Annotated in this window: 15 protein-coding genes; 10 read left to right on the forward strand and 5 right to left on the reverse strand. The window is 59.2% G+C overall.

Annotated features, from left to right (window positions below; genetic code table 11):
- Positions 1-224: 224 nt before the first annotated feature.
- Positions 225-1,004 (reverse strand): N-acetylmuramoyl-L-alanine amidase, encoded by a 780-nt coding sequence (locus tag CRP02_RS21820; protein ID WP_097172270.1) that lies wholly within the window; start codon positions 1,002-1,004, stop codon positions 225-227.
- A complete protein-coding gene (locus CRP02_RS21825; protein WP_013636520.1) occupies positions 1,001-1,741 on the reverse strand; it encodes a J domain-containing protein in 741 nt (246 codons plus the stop codon). The genes CRP02_RS21820 and CRP02_RS21825 overlap by 4 nt, the downstream gene beginning before the upstream one ends.
- Before the next feature lie 318 nt (positions 1,742-2,059).
- On the opposite strand from CRP02_RS21825, the gene CRP02_RS21830 reads away from it, so the two are divergent.
- From CRP02_RS21830 to CRP02_RS21860, 7 genes are all read left to right on the forward strand, one after another.
- A complete protein-coding gene (locus tag CRP02_RS21830; RefSeq protein WP_097172876.1) occupies positions 2,060-3,271 on the forward strand; it encodes a pyrophosphate--fructose-6-phosphate 1-phosphotransferase in 1,212 nt (403 codons plus the stop codon).
- Positions 3,272-3,322: 51 nt separating this feature from the next.
- On the forward strand, positions 3,323-3,958 hold the full coding sequence (locus CRP02_RS21835; RefSeq protein ID WP_097172271.1) for a LysE family translocator: 636 nt from the start codon (positions 3,323-3,325) through the stop codon (positions 3,956-3,958).
- A gap of 125 nt (positions 3,959-4,083) precedes the next feature.
- Positions 4,084-5,163, forward strand: coding sequence for a lytic transglycosylase domain-containing protein (locus tag CRP02_RS21840; RefSeq protein WP_097172272.1), 1,080 nt, complete (start codon positions 4,084-4,086; stop codon positions 5,161-5,163).
- A 294-nt stretch (positions 5,164-5,457) separates the two neighbouring features.
- Positions 5,458-6,708 (forward strand): DUF3419 family protein, encoded by a 1,251-nt coding sequence (locus CRP02_RS21845; RefSeq protein ID WP_097172273.1) that lies wholly within the window; start codon positions 5,458-5,460, stop codon positions 6,706-6,708.
- Positions 6,705-7,421: a class I SAM-dependent methyltransferase gene (locus CRP02_RS21850; protein WP_179784094.1), complete on the forward strand. Its 717-nt coding sequence runs from the start codon at positions 6,705-6,707 to the stop codon at positions 7,419-7,421. Before CRP02_RS21845 ends, CRP02_RS21850 begins: the two co-directional genes overlap by 4 nt.
- Positions 7,422-7,665: 244 nt before the next feature.
- Positions 7,666-8,445: a GH25 family lysozyme gene (locus CRP02_RS21855; RefSeq protein WP_097172274.1), complete on the forward strand. Its 780-nt coding sequence runs from the start codon at positions 7,666-7,668 to the stop codon at positions 8,443-8,445.
- A 122-nt stretch (positions 8,446-8,567) separates the two neighbouring features.
- Positions 8,568-9,794 carry a lytic murein transglycosylase gene (locus CRP02_RS21860; protein ID WP_003513276.1) on the forward strand — a complete coding sequence of 409 codons (1,227 nt, stop codon included), beginning with the start codon at positions 8,568-8,570 and terminating at the stop codon, positions 9,792-9,794.
- 465 nt (positions 9,795-10,259) lie between these two features.
- Here the strand turns inward: CRP02_RS21860 and metF are convergent, their stop codons facing one another.
- The 3 genes from metF to ettA all read right to left on the reverse strand — a co-directional run bounded on the left by metF (position 10,260) and on the right by ettA (position 13,993).
- Entirely contained in the window at positions 10,260-11,165 is a 906-nt protein-coding gene (metF, locus tag CRP02_RS21865; protein WP_179784095.1) for a methylenetetrahydrofolate reductase [NAD(P)H], read from the reverse strand.
- A 1-nt stretch (position 11,166) separates the two neighbouring features.
- On the reverse strand, positions 11,167-12,180 hold the full coding sequence (locus CRP02_RS21870; RefSeq protein ID WP_097172275.1) for an ArsR/SmtB family transcription factor: 1,014 nt from the start codon (positions 12,178-12,180) through the stop codon (positions 11,167-11,169).
- A 163-nt stretch (positions 12,181-12,343) separates the two neighbouring features.
- On the reverse strand, positions 12,344-13,993 hold the full coding sequence (ettA, locus tag CRP02_RS21875) for an energy-dependent translational throttle protein EttA (RefSeq protein ID WP_003513287.1): 1,650 nt from the start codon (positions 13,991-13,993) through the stop codon (positions 12,344-12,346).
- Between the two features lie 127 nt (positions 13,994-14,120).
- Here ettA and CRP02_RS21880 point away from each other — a divergent pair, with 127 nt between their 5' ends.
- From CRP02_RS21880 to CRP02_RS21890, 3 genes are all read left to right on the forward strand, one after another.
- Positions 14,121-15,092 (forward strand): alpha/beta fold hydrolase, encoded by a 972-nt coding sequence (locus CRP02_RS21880; protein ID WP_179784165.1) that lies wholly within the window; start codon positions 14,121-14,123, stop codon positions 15,090-15,092.
- Positions 15,093-15,192: 100 nt separating this feature from the next.
- On the forward strand, positions 15,193-16,395 hold the full coding sequence (locus CRP02_RS21885; protein WP_097172276.1) for a CaiB/BaiF CoA transferase family protein: 1,203 nt from the start codon (positions 15,193-15,195) through the stop codon (positions 16,393-16,395).
- On the forward strand, positions 16,392-18,059 hold the full coding sequence (locus tag CRP02_RS21890) for a thiamine pyrophosphate-binding protein (RefSeq protein ID WP_179784096.1): 1,668 nt from the start codon (positions 16,392-16,394) through the stop codon (positions 18,057-18,059). Before CRP02_RS21885 ends, CRP02_RS21890 begins: the two co-directional genes overlap by 4 nt.
- Positions 18,060-18,083 lie beyond the last annotated feature (24 nt).

Below are 18,083 nucleotides of genomic sequence, written 5' to 3' on the forward strand. Positions count from 1 at the left end.
GATAACCGGAACAATGAAACGATAAAAACGTCCAGCGCGCGGAAAGTCGATTACGACCTTCTACCGTCCAGTCTCCTTGATTGATATTGACGGCAAGCTCCCCTGAAGAACAGCACCGCGTCCACTGCGGCTCTTAGACTTCCTCAATGCGGATTAACTGTGGCACAACAAAAAAATCGACTTGCGCGACCGGGAAACGGGGAAGGCTTTTCCAGAAACAGCGTTCAGACGGCCGAAAATTTCGGAAGGCTGGCAATCAGCCGATGCAGCGTGTCGATCGTGGAAAAATCCGCGATACCATCCACCAGCGCCGGGCGGAAATGCCGCTGAAAGGCGGCTACGGCACCTTCTGTTTTTTCGCAATATGCGCCTGTTATTTCAACGCCATATCCGTAAATGGATAGCATGGACTGGAGCGCTTCCACCGGCTGGCCGTGATCGCCGCGCTGAAAAAAACGTCCGCCGCGGATCGGCGCTGGCTCCACCCAATGACCGACACCGTGCCGCGACAGGATGTCCCATGGGAATTTTTCACCCGGATCAACCTTGCGGATCGGCGCCACATCGGAATGCGCAAGCACCCTTTCAGGGGCGATAGACCACCGCTGGCCGCAATCGCGACACAATTCGATGACGGCAGCTACCTGTTTTTCCGGAAATTCCGGCAGACCGCCGGGATGCCCCTGATTGGCGATTTCAATCCCGATGGAGCGGGAATTGATGTCCGCCTCTCCCGCCCAGGTGCTTTTGCCCGCATGCCAGGCCCGGCGTGTTTCCGCAACAAGCTGCATGACACGCCCGTCTTCAAAAACGAAATAGTGGCTGGAGACCTGGCTTTCGGGATTGCAGAGCCACGAAAGGGCGCCATCGGCGGTCGTCATGCCGGTATAGTGCAGAAGAATGATATCCGGGCCTGCCACGCCCTGTCTTTCGCCATGGTTGGGAGAAGGCGCAATGGTTGCGCCCCCGAAATCCGGGTTGAAGTCCGGCAGAAATTCACTCATGCGACGCGGCGTTCTTTCTCGATGGCCTCATAGGCGGCATTGAGAGCCGCCATACGCTCATTCGCGGCAGCGTGCAATTCCATCGGCACACCGCGCGCGATGAGCTTGTCCGGATGGTGCTCGGCAACCAGCGAACGGTAACGCTTGCGAATATCCAGAAAGTCGTCCGAGGGCGAAACGCCAAGCACACGATAGGGATCGCGCCCGTCCATATGAACGTGCCGTGCCATGATCGTTTCGAAATGATCTTCGGTAATATGGAAGATTTCCGCGATGCGGCCGAGGAACGCCAGTTCCCGCTCGTGGATCAAGCCGTCTGCCTTGGCGATGTGGAACAGGCCATCGATGACGCTTTCCAGCATCTCGCAATTGTCATGGCCGGAGCCGCAAAGACCGGCAAGACGCTCGGCATAGGCCTCGTATCCCGCAACGTCCTGGCGTGCGAGATTATAAAGGCGGGCAACGTTTCTGGCTTCTTCTTCAGGAAAATCGAAAATCTGCCGGAAGGCGCGCACTTCGGCATCGTTCACGACACCGTCGGCCTTGGCCATCTTTGCCGACAGCGCGATAATGGCCACGGAAAAAGAAACCTTGCGGCGGGTCTCCGGATCTCCCTCGAACAGGGTGCGGATCGCCTCTACCACGCGACCTAGCGTGCTGCCTGCCGCGTCACCGATCGCGCCGAGCAGCCGTTCCCACAGGGATGAAATATGCAAACAGGCGAAATCGAACATCATGACGCCAAGCATGACGGCATATCGCCGTGAATGCAATATGCGCGGCGCCGCTGCGGCATTAACTTTTATTCATTTTTGCGACAGTTTTTCTTCAGGAGCAAGGGGGCGGTAAACGGGAGAGCGACGGTTTTCCACAGACGGCGAAGCCCGGTGCAAGGTTGGAGGCGATTGAAACGATTATATTCGGTTTCTTTGCCCAAGCTGCTGAAAAACCGCGAGAAATCGGCATTTTTCGTGATAAATTCACTTTACACCTACACGTGGCTGTCGCATCCATTTGCCAGACATATCTTTCTATCCAAGCAAAGGAGAGCCACAATGGCCAAACAGAAAGTCGCAATGCTGACCGCGGGTGGCCTTGCTCCCTGTCTCTCTTCGGCCGTCGGCGGCCTGATCGAGCGCTATAGCGACGTCGCGCCTGATATTGACATTGTGGCCTATCGTTCCGGCTATCAGGGCGTGCTTCTGGGCGACCGGATCGAAATCAACAAGGACATGCGCGAAAAGGCGCATCTGCTGCACGGTTATGGCGGATCGCCGATCGGCAACAGCCGCGTAAAGCTCACCAACGCTGCCGATTGCGCCAAGCGCGGGCTGGTGAAAGAGGGTGAAAATCCGCTGCGCGTTGCCGCCGAACGGCTGGCTGCCGACGGCATCACCATTCTCCACACCATCGGCGGCGACGACACCAATACGACGGCCGCCGACCTTGCCGCCTATCTCGGCGCCAACGGTTACGATCTGACCGTCGTCGGCCTGCCGAAGACCGTGGATAACGACGTGGTTCCGATCAGGCAATCGCTCGGCGCATGGACCGCGGCCGAAGTGGGCGCTTCCTTTTTCGACAATGTCAGCAACGAGCAGAGTGCTGCGCCCAAGACCTTTGTCATCCACGAAGTCATGGGCCGCCATTGCGGCTGGCTGACAGCTGCGACCGCGCGCGCCTACATCCAGAAGACCAACGGCAATGAATATGTCGAAGGCCTGATGATGAACACGCAGATGAAGAACATAGACGGCATCTACCTGCCGGAAATGGCGTTCGACATCGAAGCGGAAGCCGAACGGCTGAAGGCGATCATGGACAAACACGGCTACGTGACGTTGTTCGTTTCCGAAGGTGCGGGGCTCGATTCCATCGTTGCCGAACGCGAAGCCGCCGGTGAAGCCGTCAAGCGCGATGCCTTCGGCCATGTGAAGATCGACACCATCAATGTCGGCGGCTGGTTCCAGAAGCAATTCGCCGGCCTCATCGGCGCCGAACGCTCCATGGTCCAGAAATCCGGTTACTTCGCCCGCTCCGCTCCCGCTAACGGCGACGATCTGCGCCTCATCCAGGGCATGGTCGATCTTGCCGTCGAAAGCGCGCTGAACAAGGTGTCGGGCGTCACCGGCCACGACGAAGACCAAAAGGGTAAATTGCGGACCATCGAGTTTCCGCGTATCAAGGGCGGAAAGCATTTCGACCTGTCTGCAAAATGGTTTACCGAAGTGATGGAACACGTCGGTCAACCGTTCACAGCGGCCTAATTTTACGATAGGCTGGAGAAAGCGGCGACAGGGAGGGCAAGGAGGAAGAGAATGTCTGGACAGGCGTGGCTGGTTTTTTGTGCAGCATGTGCCGTTGTGTTCGCACTTCCCTCTCCCCTTGTATTCTCTGTCGCCTCCTATGCCGCTATCCGCGGCAAAAAAACGGTGTTTGCCTCTGTCAGCGGCGGGGCGCTGGGCATCGTCACAGCCATGACGATATCTGCGATTCCAGCGGCTGGCCTTGCCTATCTGCCGCATGCCTTTGTGGAAATCGTTCAGTGGGCGGGTATCGGCTGGCTGATTCTTTTCCTGTTATGGACCTTTGCCACCCCCGCCGCCCAGGCAGCCAATGCAGACAATGACAATCTGCCCGGCAAATCATCCAGCGGCATTTTCCGTGATTGCTATGCCATAGCAGCGTTGCGTCCGCGTTACTTCATGTTCTTCCTGGCACTGTTGCCGCAATTCGTTTCCACCTCCGGCAATGCGGTCGAAACGCTGGCCGTAGCGCAGGCCGCAGTCCTGCTGCTGGCGCTTGGCATTCTGGCAGCGCAGGCGCTCTTTGCCGGCTCCACACTGGCACTGGTGCGCCGCATGTCCGGCAACAAAAAAATCCGGCCGAAATACCGCACTCACTTCATTTCTGGTCGTGCCGTCAGCGCCGGATACCGCCGCATCGCCGCCTGAAAAACCGCGACGCCACGTCCCGGCTTGCCGCTATCCTTACAATAGGTTAATGAAGGCTCGACGGGACACTGCCTGCTTCGCTCGACGCGGGGGTATCGACAGACAGGCATAACGAAGGCGGCAACATGCGAAATTCGGCAAAATTCCGCGGAAGAAGCGCACTTCTTCTGTCTTCCACGGTGGGCCTTGCACTGGCTTTGGCCGGATGCACCAGCGTCGAATATGCCGCAAAGGAAGGGCCGAACGGCCCGAAAATAGCCCCAGTCAACCAAACCGCACCGGCACAAGCCTCCGCCCAGTCGGAAACGGCTGGAGCCCCGGCTGATGCCGCCGCACCGGCAGCACATGCCACTGACGTGGCAGCCTCTTCCCAACCCGAATCGCTTCCAACCGTCGCCGCCGTCAAGGGTGGCCGCGTGGCGCTGCCGCCGGCAGCCGAAATTGCAGCGGCAGTGGCAAGCCCAACACAGATGCAGCCGCAGCAACAACAGACAGAGGTCGCGCAGGCGACGGTAACGACAACCGCGCCGACGACGGCTGCGGCTCTTGCACCGCACGCCGCAACGCCGGCAGCCGCAGCGATCGAAACCGCAAGTGCCGCCGCGAAACCGGCGGCCCACAACTCTGCCGCCGACCTGCCGCAGGTGGTTGCCGTCAAGGGCAGCTTCCCGCCCGCACCGCCGCCGCCCGGAACGCCGTCGATCGGTACCGAACTGACCGCGGAACGGAAAGTCATTCCCCTGCCGAAGCCGGACAGCACGGTTCTGGCCTATGCGGCCGGTCCGACCAACGCCGCCCTTGCAGCTATCCGGCAGAACGAAACGATGACGGCGCCGTACAAATCCGCGCCGGCCGGACGTGAAAAGCTGAGCGGGCTTATTTCGAAATACGCTGTCATGTATAATGTGCCGGAAGATCTGGTGCATCGCGTGGTGCAGCGTGAAAGCAGATACAATCCCGGCGCCTATAATGGCGGCCACTTCGGCCTGATGCAGATCAAGCACGCCACGGCCCGCTCCATGGGCTTTGATGGCCCCGCCTCGGGCCTGTTCGATGCCGAAACCAACCTCAAATATGCCGTAAAATATCTGAGCGGCGCCTGGCTTGTTGCCGACAACAACCGGGACAATGCTGTCAGGCTTTATGCACGCGGTTATTATTACGACGCCAAGCGCAAGGGCATGCTGCACGTTCTGCGCAAGTAAGCCTTTGAGCAGCGCCGGGACTGCAATGCAGCAAAGTGGCTTTTCTTAAAAACGTCGAGCACGTCACTTTCGTCATCCTTGGGCTTGTCCCTGGGATCTGCAAGCTTTTGATTTTACGATACGTGGTTGGATCCTCGGGACAAGCCCGAGGATGACGTCGCATCGAAATGAAAGCTTGAGACCCGAGTTGGTTTCACACCGCCTTTTCGATTCGTTACGTCGGCCCACAACCCCTGTCATCAAACTGTAGCGTCGTGACTGTAGACGCCTCTCAATCTATTGAGAGGTGAACATATGACGAGTGCGGCACCCAAGACCGGCTTCAGCAAGAATACGAAACTGAAGTCCGCATTGCTCCAGCACAAGGCGCTCTCGAAAAGCGGTTTTTCCGAACGGTTCTTCGGGGTTCTCTTTTCCGGTCTGGTTTATCCGCAAATCTGGGAAGACCCGGAAATCGATATGGAAGCGATGGAGCTTGCTGAAGGCCACCGCATCGTCACCATCGGCTCGGGCGGCTGTAACATGCTGGCTTACCTCTCCCGCAACCCGGCCAGCATCGATGTGGTGGATCTTAACCCGCATCACATCGCTCTCAACAAGCTGAAGCTTGCCGCCTTCCGCCATCTCCCCGCCCATCAGGATGTGGTTCGCCAGTTCGGCCGCGCCAATACGCGCAGCAATAGTCACGGCTACGACCGCTTCATCGCCGACCATCTCGACGACACGACCAAGGCCTACTGGTCGAAGCGCACCCTGTCCGGCCGTCGCCGCATCTCGGTATTCGACAGGAACATCTACCGCACCGGTCTGCTCGGCCGTTTCATCGGCGCCGGCCACCTCATGGCCCGCCTGCACGGCGTCAAGCTGACCGAAATGGCCAATAGCCGCACGCTGGACGAACAGCGTCGGTTCTTCGACAGCAAGGTCGCACCGCTGTTCGACAAGCCGGTGGTGCGCTGGCTGACGAAGCGGAAAAGTTCGCTGTTCGGCCTTGGCATTCCGCCCCGCCAATATGACGAGCTGGCAAGCCTTTCCAACGACGGCACGGTCGCCTCCGTCCTCAAGGAGCGGCTGGAAAAGCTTGCCTGCAATTTCCCGCTCAGCGACAATTATTTCGCCTGGCAGGCCTTCGCGCGCCGTTATCCCGAGCCGCATGAGGGTGCCCTGCCCGCTTATCTCAAGCGGGAATATTACGAGACGATCCGCGACAACACCGCCCGCGTTGCCGTGCACCACGCCACCTATACCGAGCTGCTTTCCAAAAAGCCGGCAAACGGCGTCGATCGCTACATTCTGCTCGATGCGCAGGACTGGATGACGGACGCGCAGCTCAACGAATTGTGGTCGCAGATCAGCCGCACCGCCGCTCCCGGCGCCCGCGTCATCTTCCGCACCGCTGCCGAAAAGAGCGTGATCGAAGGCCGTCTCTCGGCCGATATCCGCAACCAGTGGATCTATCTCGAGGAACGCTCCAATGAGCTAAACGCCATGGACCGTTCGGCCATCTATGGCGGCTTCCATATCTATCAGAGGGCTCTGGCATGAAGACCATCGGCGAGAATGTCGGCCTTGCGGATGAGGCGCATGCGAGCCTAATGGACCGCATGTATCGCCACCAGCGGCATATCTACGATATCACCCGCAAATATTACCTTCTGGGCCGCGACAGGACCATTTCCGGCCTCGACGTGCCCAAGGGCGGCACGCTGCTTGAAGTCGGCTGCGGTACCGGCCGCAACCTGCTGCTGGCGAGCCGCAAGTTTCCGGAAGCAAGACTGTACGGTCTCGATATCTCCGCCGAAATGCTGCTGACCGCATCCGAGAATTTTACCGGAAAGACGGAACGCCCCGTTCTGCGTGTGGCCGACGCCACCGCTTTCCGCGCCGCAGAATTCGGTCAGCCGGACGGTTTCGACCGCGTCATGATCCCCTATGCGCTTTCGATGATACCGGACTGGGAAAAGGCGATCGAACAGGCGCTGACAGCTCTCAAGCCCGGCGGCTCGCTGCACATCGTCGATTTCGGCCAGCAGGAACAATTGCCCAGGTGGTTCCGCGCACTTTTGCAGGCATGGCTCACCCGCTTCCATGTCACGCCCCGCGCCAATCTCCGTTACGTTCTGGCCAACATGGCGGGCCGTTTTGATGGCAATCTCGAATTCGAGGAGATTGCCCGGGGTTACGCCTGGCGGGCCATCATCACGCTTCCGGTCGCCGAAGTGCAGCCAAAAGTCAGCCGCATTCTGGCAGACGCCTGATCTTCAAGGGTTATGGCACCTCGCCTCTGCAAATGCGGGCGAGACGCTGCCAGCCGGCGTCCTACAAGTATACGCCACTGGGACTGAAAGACCGCAAATCTCTTGGAATCCAGCGACTTGCGAGCCGAAAATGGGCCACTGCCCCTTGCCATAACGACTTGTTTACCATGTTATGGGTAAATCGGGAGACGCGGCGCGCCATTTTGCGGCTGCGTATGGGCAACAATAATTCATCAGGGTTCCAATGCGGCTGCGTCTATCGGCACTTTTGTCGGCTATGTTGTTGATCGGCGGCTGTACGTCCACGAGCTATGACCTGCTTGAAACCGCCTCTGTTTCCAAGCCGAAATTCTCCGATACCGACCCCCAGGATTTTGGCACGAACAACCCGCATCGCCACGAGGTGCATGGCATCGATGTGTCCAAATGGAATGGCGACATCGACTGGCGGACCGTTCGCAAATCCGGCGTTTCCTTCGTCTTCATCAAGGCGACCGAAGGCTCAGACCGCATCGATCCGAAATTCGGCGACCATTGGCGCAGTGCGGCGGCGGCAGATATCCTGCACGCGCCATACCATTTCTATTATTTCTGCTCGACGGCGGACGCTCAGGCAGACTGGTTCATAAGCAACGTGCCAAAGGAAGCCGTCACCCTGCCGCCGGTTCTCGATGTGGAATGGAACCCCTCCTCCCCCACCTGCAAGACGCGCCCGGCCCCTGGCATCGTCCGTGCCGAGATGCAGCGTTTCCTCGACCGCCTAGAGGCCCATTACGGCAAGCGCCCGATCATCTACACCTCGGTCGACTTTCACCGCGACAACCTCGTTGGCCAGTTCAAGAATTACCATTTCTGGGTGCGCTCCGTCGCCGCGCATCCCGCCAAGATTTACGAAGACCGGCAGTGGGCCTTCTGGCAATATACGGCCACCGGCGTCGTGCCCGGCGTCAACGGCCCAACCGACATCAATGTCTTCGCCGGAAGTGAGAAAAACTGGCGGAAATGGATCGCTTCGGCCAAATAATACGGCCAAGAAGCAACACATTCGAAAAATCGGCGTTCTTCTGCACCGGCAGATCGCTGGACCCGTTTTTTTGTCGCAAACATGTGGGTAAAGCGGGCTAACAACCTATCGAGGAAATTCCCATGCCCACTTTTCGGTCGCGCAGCATCATTTTTGCCGCCGCTCTGTCGCTTCTCTCCACCGGCTCCGCCCTTGCCACACCGCCTGTGGCCTCGCCTGACGATCCAAAGCAGGTTGCCTGCGGCGGTGATCTCGGCGCATTTCTTGAGGGCGTGAAGGCTGAGGCCGCTGCCAAGGGTGTTCCGGCGGCTGCCATCGAAAAGGCGCTGGCCGGTGCGCAGATAGACCCCAAAGTGCTTTCGCGTGACCGCGCGCAGGGCGTCTTCCGCCAAACCTTCCTCGAATTTTCCCAGCGCACCGTCAGCCAGGCCCGTCTCGATATCGGCCGCAAGAAGCTGCAGGAGCTGTCATCGACCTTTGCCCGTGCCGAGAACGAATTCGGCATACCGGCTGGCGTCATTGCCGCCTTCTGGGCCATGGAGACCGATTTCGGTGCCGTCCAGGGCGATTTCAACACCCGTAACGCGCTGGTGACCCTCTCGCACGATTGCCGCCGCCCGGAACTCTTCCGTCCGCAATTGCTGGCCCTCATCGAAATGGTCCAGCACGGCGATCTCGACCCCACGTCCAACACGGGTGCATGGGCCGGTGAAATCGGCCAGGTACAGATGCTGCCCAAGGACATCATCGCCTTCGGCATCGATGGTGATGGCGATGGCCATGTCAACGTCAAGAGCAGCGCACCGGATGCGATCCTGACGGCGGCGAAATTCATCCAGCACCTCGGCTTCAAGAAGGGCGAACCCTGGATGCAGGAAGTTTCCGTACCGGAAAACCTGCCCTGGGAAAAATCCGGCCTCGGCGGTTCGCTTACCGCCGGTGACTGGTTTACCCTTGGCGTGACCCCGCGCGACGGCAACAAAAATTTCGCCTCCCTGCCCGCAGCTCTCATCATGCCGCAGGGCCGCAAGGGACCGACATTCCTCACCTATCCCAACTTCAACATCTATCTGGAATGGAACCAGTCATTCATCTACACGACCTCGGCTGCCTACTTCGCCAACCGTCTGATGGGCGCCCCTGTCTATAATAAGGGCAATCCCGATCCGGGCTTCGATGACGCGACGATGAAAGAGTTGCAGACCAAGCTTGAAGCGCGCGGCCACGATGTCGGCAAGGTGGACGGCATTCTCGGTTCCGGCACCCGCGTCGCCATCCAGAAGGAACAGCAGCGTCTCGGAATCCCCGCGGATGGATGGCCGACCCAGGCACTTCTCCAGGCGCTTTAACCTGTGTTAATCGCACCTTCAGGCCTTTAATCTATCGGCCGGAATCAAGGCGTAAACTGTTAATCTCGACCGGATGACTGGGGATAACACCCCGATCATTTACTTTTTTTAAAGATATGAAGCACTGCGTGATGAGAAAATAATCTTTTATTTTCAAATAATTACAGAAGTTACTTTTTTAAGCGGCCGCAAAGCATGCTGCACCGCATCACAGAAACCGCTTTTCAAGTGCCACAAAACGGTCATATTATCGAACTTGTCAACAACAGGAGGCACCCATGGGACTTACAAAATCTCTCAATGCCTTGGCAGTCGGTTTGGCGTTTTTGTTCGTAGCGATGATGCTTTTCATCTGACGAGACGTGAAGACCAAACGCAGAAAAGAACCGTAGATGACACAAGTTTGAAAAGCGCAGGTCCTGTCGGGCCTGCGCTTTTTTCCTGTCGTAAATGGGATATCTGAAATCAGGCGGCGCTGCGGCGCAAACGCTCAAGCCCGAGGTTTTCAAGCACCGCATCGACCAGCGGCGCACGGTTCATGGTGTAGAGATGGAACTCGTTGACACCGCGCCGTTGAAGATCGGCGATCTGCTCGGCAGCAACTTCCGCCGCAACGCGGGCGCGTCCCTCGAGATCGTCGTCATAACCTGCAAAACGCTCATCCAGAAAACCGGGCACACTGGTACCGCAGCGGCCGGCGAAACGCTTGAGCTGGGTCAGGTTCTGGATCGGCATGATACCCGGAACCACCGGAATGGTGATGCCCGCAGCCGTAACCCGCTCCATGTAGCGCTCGAACACGTCATTATCGAAGAAGAACTGCGTCAGCGCCCGCGTTGCGCCATTGTCCGCCTTGCGCTTCAGCATATCGATATCGACCGCATCGCTGGCGCTCTCCGGATGCTTTTCGGGATAGGCAGAAACGGAAACCTCGAAATCGCTGATATCGCGTAGCCCCTTCACCAGGGCGGCGGCATTCTCGTAACCTTGCGGATGCGGCCTGTAATCCGTGCCGATACCGGTCGACGGATCACCGCGCAGCGCCACGAAATGGCGAACGCCGGCATTGCGAAACTCTTCAACGACTTGATGCACGTCGTCACGGCTGGCATCCACGCAGGTCAGGTGCGCGGCGGTCGGCAAATGGCTGTCACCGATCATCCGGCGCACCGCATCCAGCGTCGGCGCCTTGGTGGAACCGCCCGCGCCATAGGTGACGGAGACGAAATCCGGATCCCATTTCTTCAGCTCGGCAACCGTTTCCCAGAGCTGGTTTTCCATCTCGGGATTCTTGGGCGGGAAAAACTCGAAAGATAACCGGATATCACCCCGGATTTCGCCATTGTGGCGCGCGGTTTCCGACCTCAACATATCATGCCCTCCCGGCAGCAAGTAAAACGGCCTCTTGCACCACATCGTCTACCATCAGCAGCCGCTGGTCGCGGGCAACCCATATCGTGACGTCCAAGGATTCATCGGACGCCCGTTCAGAATGAAGATCGACGGCGCGGTCGAGCGCGAGCCCGGCCTTTTTCAGCCATTCATCCATGAGCGGATGCGAAAAGCCGAGCCGTACATGCGCATGCTCGTCACGAAGATGCTCGAAGGAATGCGGTGCAAGATCGATGACGATCAGCCGGCCACCGGGACGCAGTATGCGGGCGGCTTCGGAAAGCGCGATCTCCGGCTGGTCGAGAAAATGCAGAACCTGATGGATGACGATCAGATCGAAATCCTGGCCTTCCAGCGGCAGGTTGAGAATATCGCCATGGCGAACGGATGCATTGACCACGCCCGCCTTGTCCAGATTGGAGCGCGCCACCGACAACATGTCGCGGCTCGCATCGACGCCGATTGCCCGGCGATAGATGCCGCTCAGAAGCTGCAGGATGCGGCCCGTGCCGGTGCCGAGATCGAGCAGCGAGTCGATCGGGGTGGTTCCCACCAGCTTCAGCAATGCCCCTTCCACCGCCTCGTCGCTCACATGCAGGCGGCGCAGCTCGTCCCAGGCGGAGGCATTGCGGCTGAAATAATCCTGTGCCCGCTCCGCCCTTACCCGCTTGACGGTGGCAAGGCGTTCGCTGTCGCGCTGGAGAACGGCGTCAGAAGGCGATGCGGCGCCCAGCAGCTGCCTGATAACAACGGCGGGCTCGCCATCCTGCCGCAGGCGGAAATAGGCCCAGGCGCCTTCCTGATAGCGCTCGATCAAACCTTCTTCCGTCAAAAGCTTGAGATGACGGGAAATACGGGGCTGCGACTGGCCGAGAATTTCGGTGAGATCGGTGACAGTCAGATCGCCGGCCGCCAGAAGCGCCAGCAAGCGAAAGCGCGTCGGCTCGCCGGCCGCCTTCAAGAGATCCACCAATTTATCCAAACCGAACGCCACGTCTGCCGCACCTTGCAATCTAATCAACATATAAAGATATCTTTATGTCGGTGTCGCGCGAGATGCAAGCGCAATTTGCCACGCTCTCCCCTTAAGCCCCATTTATTGCATCAAAAAAGGCCCGCTTTTAGGCGGGCCTTTCTGAAGTAATCCGAGAACAGGATTAGCGCGTCAGGCGCTTGTAGCTGACGCGGCCGGGCTTGATGCTTTCCGGGCCGAGACGGCGGACCTTATCCTTTTCATAGTCTTCGAAGTTGCCTTCGAACCATTCCACGTGGCTGTCACCCTCGAAGGCGAGGATGTGAGTGGCCAGACGGTCGAGGAACATGCGATCGTGGCTGATGATAACGGCGCAACCGGCGAAGGCTTCTAGCGCTTCTTCGAGCGCTGCCAGCGTTTCCGTATCAAGGTCGTTGGTCGGTTCGTCGAGCAGCAGCACGTTGCCGCCTGCCTTCAGCATCTTGGCAAGGTGAACGCGGTTACGCTGACCACCGGAGAGGTTGCCGACCTTCTGCTGCTGATCGCCGCCCTTGAAGTTGAAGGCGCCGCAATAAGCGCGGGAGTTCGTTTCGAACTTGCCGAGCTTGATGATGTCGTTGCCGCCGGAGATTTCCTCCCAGACGGTTTTGTCACCCGCCAGCGTATCGCGGCTCTGGTCGACGTAACCAAGGTGCACGGTCTCACCAATGGTCACCGAACCGCTATCGGGCTTTTCCTGGCCGGTGATCATGCGAAACAGCGTGGTTTTACCAGCACCGTTCGGGCCGATGACGCCGACGATGCCGCCCGGAGGCAGCTTGAAGGTGAGGTTTTCGATCAGAACACGATCGCCATAGGACTTGGTAAGGTTTTCCGCCTCGATAACAACGCGGCCCAGACGCTCGGCGACCGGAATGACGATCTGCGCGTCGCCGGGACGGCGATTTTCAGCTGCTTCCACCAGCTCGTCATAGGCGCGGATACGCGCCTTGGACTTCGTCTGGCGCGCCTTGGGGCTGGAAGCGATCCACTCCTGTTCGCGGCTGATGGCCTTCTGGCGCGAGGCGTCTTCGCGGGATTCCTGCTGCATGCGCTTGGCTTTTGCCTGCAGATAGGCGGAATAGTTGCCTTCGTAGGGAATGCCGCGGCCACGGTCGAGTTCGAGAATCCAGCCGGTGACGTTGTCGAGGAAGTAGCGATCGTGGGTGATCATCATCACGGCGCCGGGATAGTCGCGCAGGTGCTTTTCGAGCCAGGCGATGGTTTCGGCGTCAAGATGGTTGGTCGGTTCGTCGAGCAGCAGCAGGTCAGGCTGCGAAAGCAGCAGCTTGCAGAGCGCCACGCGGCGGCGCTCACCACCCGAAAGGCCGGTTACTGCCGAGTCGCCAGGCGGGCAACGCAGCGCATCCATGGCCATTTCGACCTGATTTTCCAGATCCCACAGGTTCTGGCTGTCAATGATGTCCTGAAGCTTTGCGCCCTCATCCGCCGTTTCGTCGGAATAGTTCATCATCAGCTCGTTGTAGCGATCGACGATTGCCGTCTTGCTCGCCACACCTTCCATGACGTTTTCCATCACGGTCTTGTTTTCGTCGAGCTTCGGCTCCTGCTCGAGATAACCGAGCGTCGCACCCTCAGCGAGCCAGGCCTCACCGGTATATTCCTTGTCGAGACCAGCCATGATCTTCAAAACGGTCGACTTACCGGCACCGTTCGGACCGAGGATACCGATCTTGGCATCGGGATAGAAGGAGAGATGGACGTTCTCAAGAACCTTCTTCGCGCCATAGGACTTGTTCAGCCCGGCCATGTGATAGATGAATTGACGTGCCATTGTAGCGAATGCTCCACATCGGATTTTAAAGAGTACGTATCGGGAAATTTGCCGCTATGTAGGGTAAATAGGACCTTGGGGCAACCTCTGGCACGATTATGACCCCATGATTATGACAAGGGATACCATGGCAGGCACGGGCGAAAGCATGAATGAGACGACGGATGACTTGACGTTCAGCCGGATTGAGAGGCTCGACGCTCCATCAGGCGCATCCATCGCCTTTCGCCACCAGCCCTCTGCCCTTTCTCCGGCGCGCGGCGTGCTGATGATCTGCCACGGCCTGGTGGAGCACGCCGGCCGTTACCGCCGTTTTGCCGATGTCATGGCAAAGCAGGGTTTCGAGGTATACGCCCACGATCATCGCGGCCATGGCCGTACGAGGGCGGCGGATGCGCCGATCGGCCGCTTCGCCTGGAAGGATGGCGCCCAGAAGGTGGTTACCGATGTCATGGCGATGCGCATGATGGTCGGCGAAAGACATCCCGGCCTGCCGGTGATCCTGTTCGGCCATTCCATGGGCGGCCTTGTGGCGCTCAACACCGCCGTCAGTCATCCGGATGCCTTTGATGGCCTTTCCATCTGGAATTCCAACCTCAATCCCGGTGTCATGGGCCGTCTTGCACAGATCGTGCTGCGCCTTGAAAAGATGCTGAAAGGCTCTGATGTGCCGAGCGCCATCCTGCCCAAAGCAACCTTCCGTGCCTGGAATGCCAGAATGCCGGAAAAGCGCACTCATGCGGACTGGCTGAGCCATGACAGGGCAGCGGTGGACGCTTATGTTGAGGATCCGCTTTGCCAGTTCGAGGCCAGCGTCTCCCTGTGGCAGGATGTCTTTGAATTGTGCTATCGTGCGCCGAGGCTCATCGAACGCCTGCCGAAGACGCTGCCGATTTTGCTTGTCAGCGGCGATCAGGATGCCGCGACCAATGACGGCAAGGAGATCGTCTGGCTTGCCGAACGCTTCCGCGAAGCGGGTTTCAGCCATGTCGAACACACGATCTACCGGGGCATGCGCCACGAAACGCTGAACGAGATCGGCTGGCATGCCGTGGCTGCGGATTTCGCCGCCTGGTGCGGCCGCGTCGTTGGCAACTGACGAGCCTTTGCCGAAACGGAATAAGTCCATGAGATAAAATCACATGCGGCAATGCGGGGAGACGTCTATAAACCGGCAAGCACAAAACACCGGGGGACAAATGACCGAAACGCCGAACAGGAAACCGCCACTATCAGGCATTCGCGTCATCGAGCTGGCGCGTGTTCTGGCCGGTCCCTGGGCGGGGCAGATGCTGGCAGATATGGGTGCGGATGTCATCAAGGTCGAGAACCCCGAAGGCGGAGACGATACCCGCGCATGGGGTCCGCCCTTTGTCGAAAGCGCCGATGGTGAAAACCTCTCCGCCGCCTATTACCATGCCACCAATCGCGGCAAACGCTCCATCGTCGCCGATCTCAAGACGGCGGAAGGCTGCGCGCTGGTGCGGCGGCTCGTGCGCACCGCCGATGTCGTCATCGAGAATTTCAAACGCGGCGGGCTTGCCAAATATGGCCTCGACTATGAGAGTCTCAGGGTTCTCAATCCGAAGCTGATCTATTGCTCCATCACCGGCTTCGGCCAGACCGGTCCTTATGCCGACTTCGCCGGATACGACTATATCGTGCAGGGCATGTCCGGTTTCATGTCGATCACCGGCGAACCCGACGGTCAGCCAATGAAGGCGGGCGTAGCGGTTGCCGATATCTTCACCGGCATCTATTCCGTGTCAGCCATTCAGGCCGCGCTGATCCACGCCATGCGATCAGGCGAAGGCCAGCAGATCGATATGGCACTCCTCGATGTGCAATCGGCAGTGCTCGCCAACCAGAATATGAACTACCTGATATCCGGCAATGCCCCCGTCAGGCTCGGCAACGCCCATCCGAATATCTCACCCTATGAGGTCATGCCGACAGAGGATGGTTTCCTCATCCTGGCCGTCGGCAATGACGGCCAGTTCCGCCGTCTCTGCAAGATCCTCGGAATCGAGGCGACCGCCGATGAAGAACGTTTCGCCACCAACAAGGCGCGCGTGGCGCATAAGGCAGAGGTGCGGCGGATCGTTTGCACCGAGACGCTGAAATGGCAAAAGCGCGATCTTCTGACCGCCTGCGAACAGAATGCCGTGCCGGCCGGGCCGATCAACTCCATCGAAGACATGTTCGCCGATCCGCAAATTCAGGCCCGCGGCTTACGTGTTGATCTCGAATCAGAAGATGGCACGGTCATTCCCGGCGTGCGCACCCCCATCGTGCTGTCGCAAACCCCGCTGCACTACGGACGCCCGAGCCCGAAGCTTGGCGAGCATCAGGCGCAAGTGCTGGCCGAACTGGAAAACATCGAAAGGACCACGACGCCATGAAAGCAACCGGAATGAAAAGAACAGGCGGACAACTGATCGTCGAAGCGCTGAAAGCCAATGGCGTCTCCCGCGTTTCCTGCGTTCCCGGTGAAAGCTATCTGGCGGTGCTGGACGCGCTTTATGAAAGCGGCATCGAAACCGTGGTGTGCCGCCAGGAAGGCGGCGCCGCAATGATGGCCGACACCTGGGGCAGGCTGACCGGCGAACCCGGCATCTGCATGGTAACGCGCGGTCCCGGCGCCACCAACGCCTCGGCCGGCCTGCATATCGCAAGGCAGGATTCAATTCCGATGATCCTGTTCATCGGCCAGGTACAGCGCGAAGCCCGCGAGCGTGAGGCGTTTCAGGAGGTGGAATATCGCCGCGCCTTTACCGAATTCGCCAAATGGGTGGGCGAGATCGACGATGCGCGCCGCATTCCGGAATTCGTCACCCGCGCCTTTGCCGTCGCCACCTCCGGCCGCCCCGGTCCCGTGGTGCTGACGCTGCCCGAAGACATGCTGGTTGAAGAGGTCGAAGCCCCCGAGGCAAAGCCCTATACGCCGGTCGAAGCGCATCCCGGCCCGTCGCAGATCGCCGCTTTCTCAAAAATGCTGGGCGAGGCCAAGCGGCCAATCTTCATCATCGGCGGCACACGCTGGTCCGAAGAAAGCGTCGCAAGCTTCACGGCTTTTGCCGAAAAGAACAAACTGCCCGTCGGCTGTTCCTTCCGTCGCCAGATGCTGTTCGATCACTTGAGCCCATCTTACGCGGGCGATATCGGTATTGGCATCAACCCGGCCTTGGCGAAGGACATCAAGGAAGCCGACCTCGTGGTGCTGCTCGGCGGTCGCCTCTCGGAAATGCCTTCCTCCGGCTACACGCTGATCGACATTCCCTACCCGTCGCAGAAACTTGTCCACATCTACCCGGAGGCCGAAGAGCTTGGCCGCGTCTATCGCCCCGATCTCGCAATCTGCGCCTCACCGGATGATTTCGTCGCCGCCCTTTCTTCCGTAACGCTCCCCGATAACGCCGCCTGGGCGGACCGCACGGCCACCATGCATTCGGCTTACCTTACCTGGTCGACACCGCCGCAGACCGGTCCGGGCGCGGTGCAGATGGGTCCGATCATGGACTGGATCGAGGCCAATGTGCCTGACGATGCCATCTTCACCAATGGCGCGGGCAACTATGCCACCTGGGTGCACCGCTTCCACCGCTTCCGCCGCTTCAACACTCAATCGGCGCCGACCTCCGGCTCGATGGGTTACGGCCTGCCCGCGGCTGTGGCCGCCAAGCACCTGTTTCCCGAGCGGGAAGTGATCTGCTTTGCCGGAGATGGCTGCTTCATGATGCATGGGCAGGAATTCATCACCGCCGTGCGGTATGGTCTGCCGATCATCACCGTGCTGGTCAATAACGGTACCTATGGCACGATCCGCATGCATCAGGAGCGGGAATATCCCGGCCGCGTCAGCGGCACCGATCTCGTCAACCCGGATTTCGCCGCCTTTGCCAAGGCCTATGGTGGCCACGGCGAAACGGTCGAAAAGACGCAAGACTTCGCCGCCGCCTTCGAACGCGCCCGGGCAAGCGGCAAGCCCGCCATCATCGAGGTGAAGCTGGATGCCGAAGCGATCACGCCAACCCGCACGCTGACCCAGATCAGAAGCCGGACCTGATATTGCGCATGGACATGGCTCCGG

The organism is Rhizobium sp. AN5, assembly GCF_900215255.1.
Taxonomy (GTDB): domain Bacteria; phylum Pseudomonadota; class Alphaproteobacteria; order Rhizobiales; family Rhizobiaceae; genus Agrobacterium; species Agrobacterium tumefaciens.

Excerpts from the sequence above, each read along its gene's own strand:
- CRP02_RS21885 (WP_097172276.1), top strand. The coding sequence starts at position 15,193 with ATGACCGAAACGCCGAACAGGAAACCGCCACTATCAGGCATTCGCGTC.
- CRP02_RS21840 (WP_097172272.1), top strand. The coding sequence starts at position 4,084 with ATGCGAAATTCGGCAAAATTCCGCGGAAGAAGCGCACTTCTTCTGTCT.
- ettA (WP_003513287.1), bottom strand. The coding sequence starts at position 13,993 with ATGGCACGTCAATTCATCTATCACATGGCCGGGCTGAACAAGTCCTAT.
- metF (WP_179784095.1), bottom strand. The coding sequence starts at position 11,165 with ATGTTGAGGTCGGAAACCGCGCGCCACAATGGCGAAATCCGGGGTGAT.
- CRP02_RS21845 (WP_097172273.1), top strand. The coding sequence starts at position 5,458 with ATGACGAGTGCGGCACCCAAGACCGGCTTCAGCAAGAATACGAAACTG.
- CRP02_RS21835 (WP_097172271.1), top strand. The coding sequence starts at position 3,323 with ATGTCTGGACAGGCGTGGCTGGTTTTTTGTGCAGCATGTGCCGTTGTG.
- CRP02_RS21890 (WP_179784096.1), top strand. The coding sequence starts at position 16,392 with ATGAAAGCAACCGGAATGAAAAGAACAGGCGGACAACTGATCGTCGAA.
- CRP02_RS21850 (WP_179784094.1), top strand. The coding sequence starts at position 6,705 with ATGAAGACCATCGGCGAGAATGTCGGCCTTGCGGATGAGGCGCATGCG.
- CRP02_RS21860 (WP_003513276.1), top strand. The coding sequence starts at position 8,568 with ATGCCCACTTTTCGGTCGCGCAGCATCATTTTTGCCGCCGCTCTGTCG.
- CRP02_RS21855 (WP_097172274.1), top strand. The coding sequence starts at position 7,666 with ATGCGGCTGCGTCTATCGGCACTTTTGTCGGCTATGTTGTTGATCGGC.
- CRP02_RS21820 (WP_097172270.1), bottom strand. The coding sequence starts at position 1,004 with ATGAGTGAATTTCTGCCGGACTTCAACCCGGATTTCGGGGGCGCAACC.
- CRP02_RS21830 (WP_097172876.1), top strand. The coding sequence starts at position 2,060 with ATGGCCAAACAGAAAGTCGCAATGCTGACCGCGGGTGGCCTTGCTCCC.
- CRP02_RS21880 (WP_179784165.1), top strand. The coding sequence starts at position 14,121 with ATGGCAGGCACGGGCGAAAGCATGAATGAGACGACGGATGACTTGACG.
- CRP02_RS21825 (WP_013636520.1), bottom strand. The coding sequence starts at position 1,741 with ATGATGTTCGATTTCGCCTGTTTGCATATTTCATCCCTGTGGGAACGG.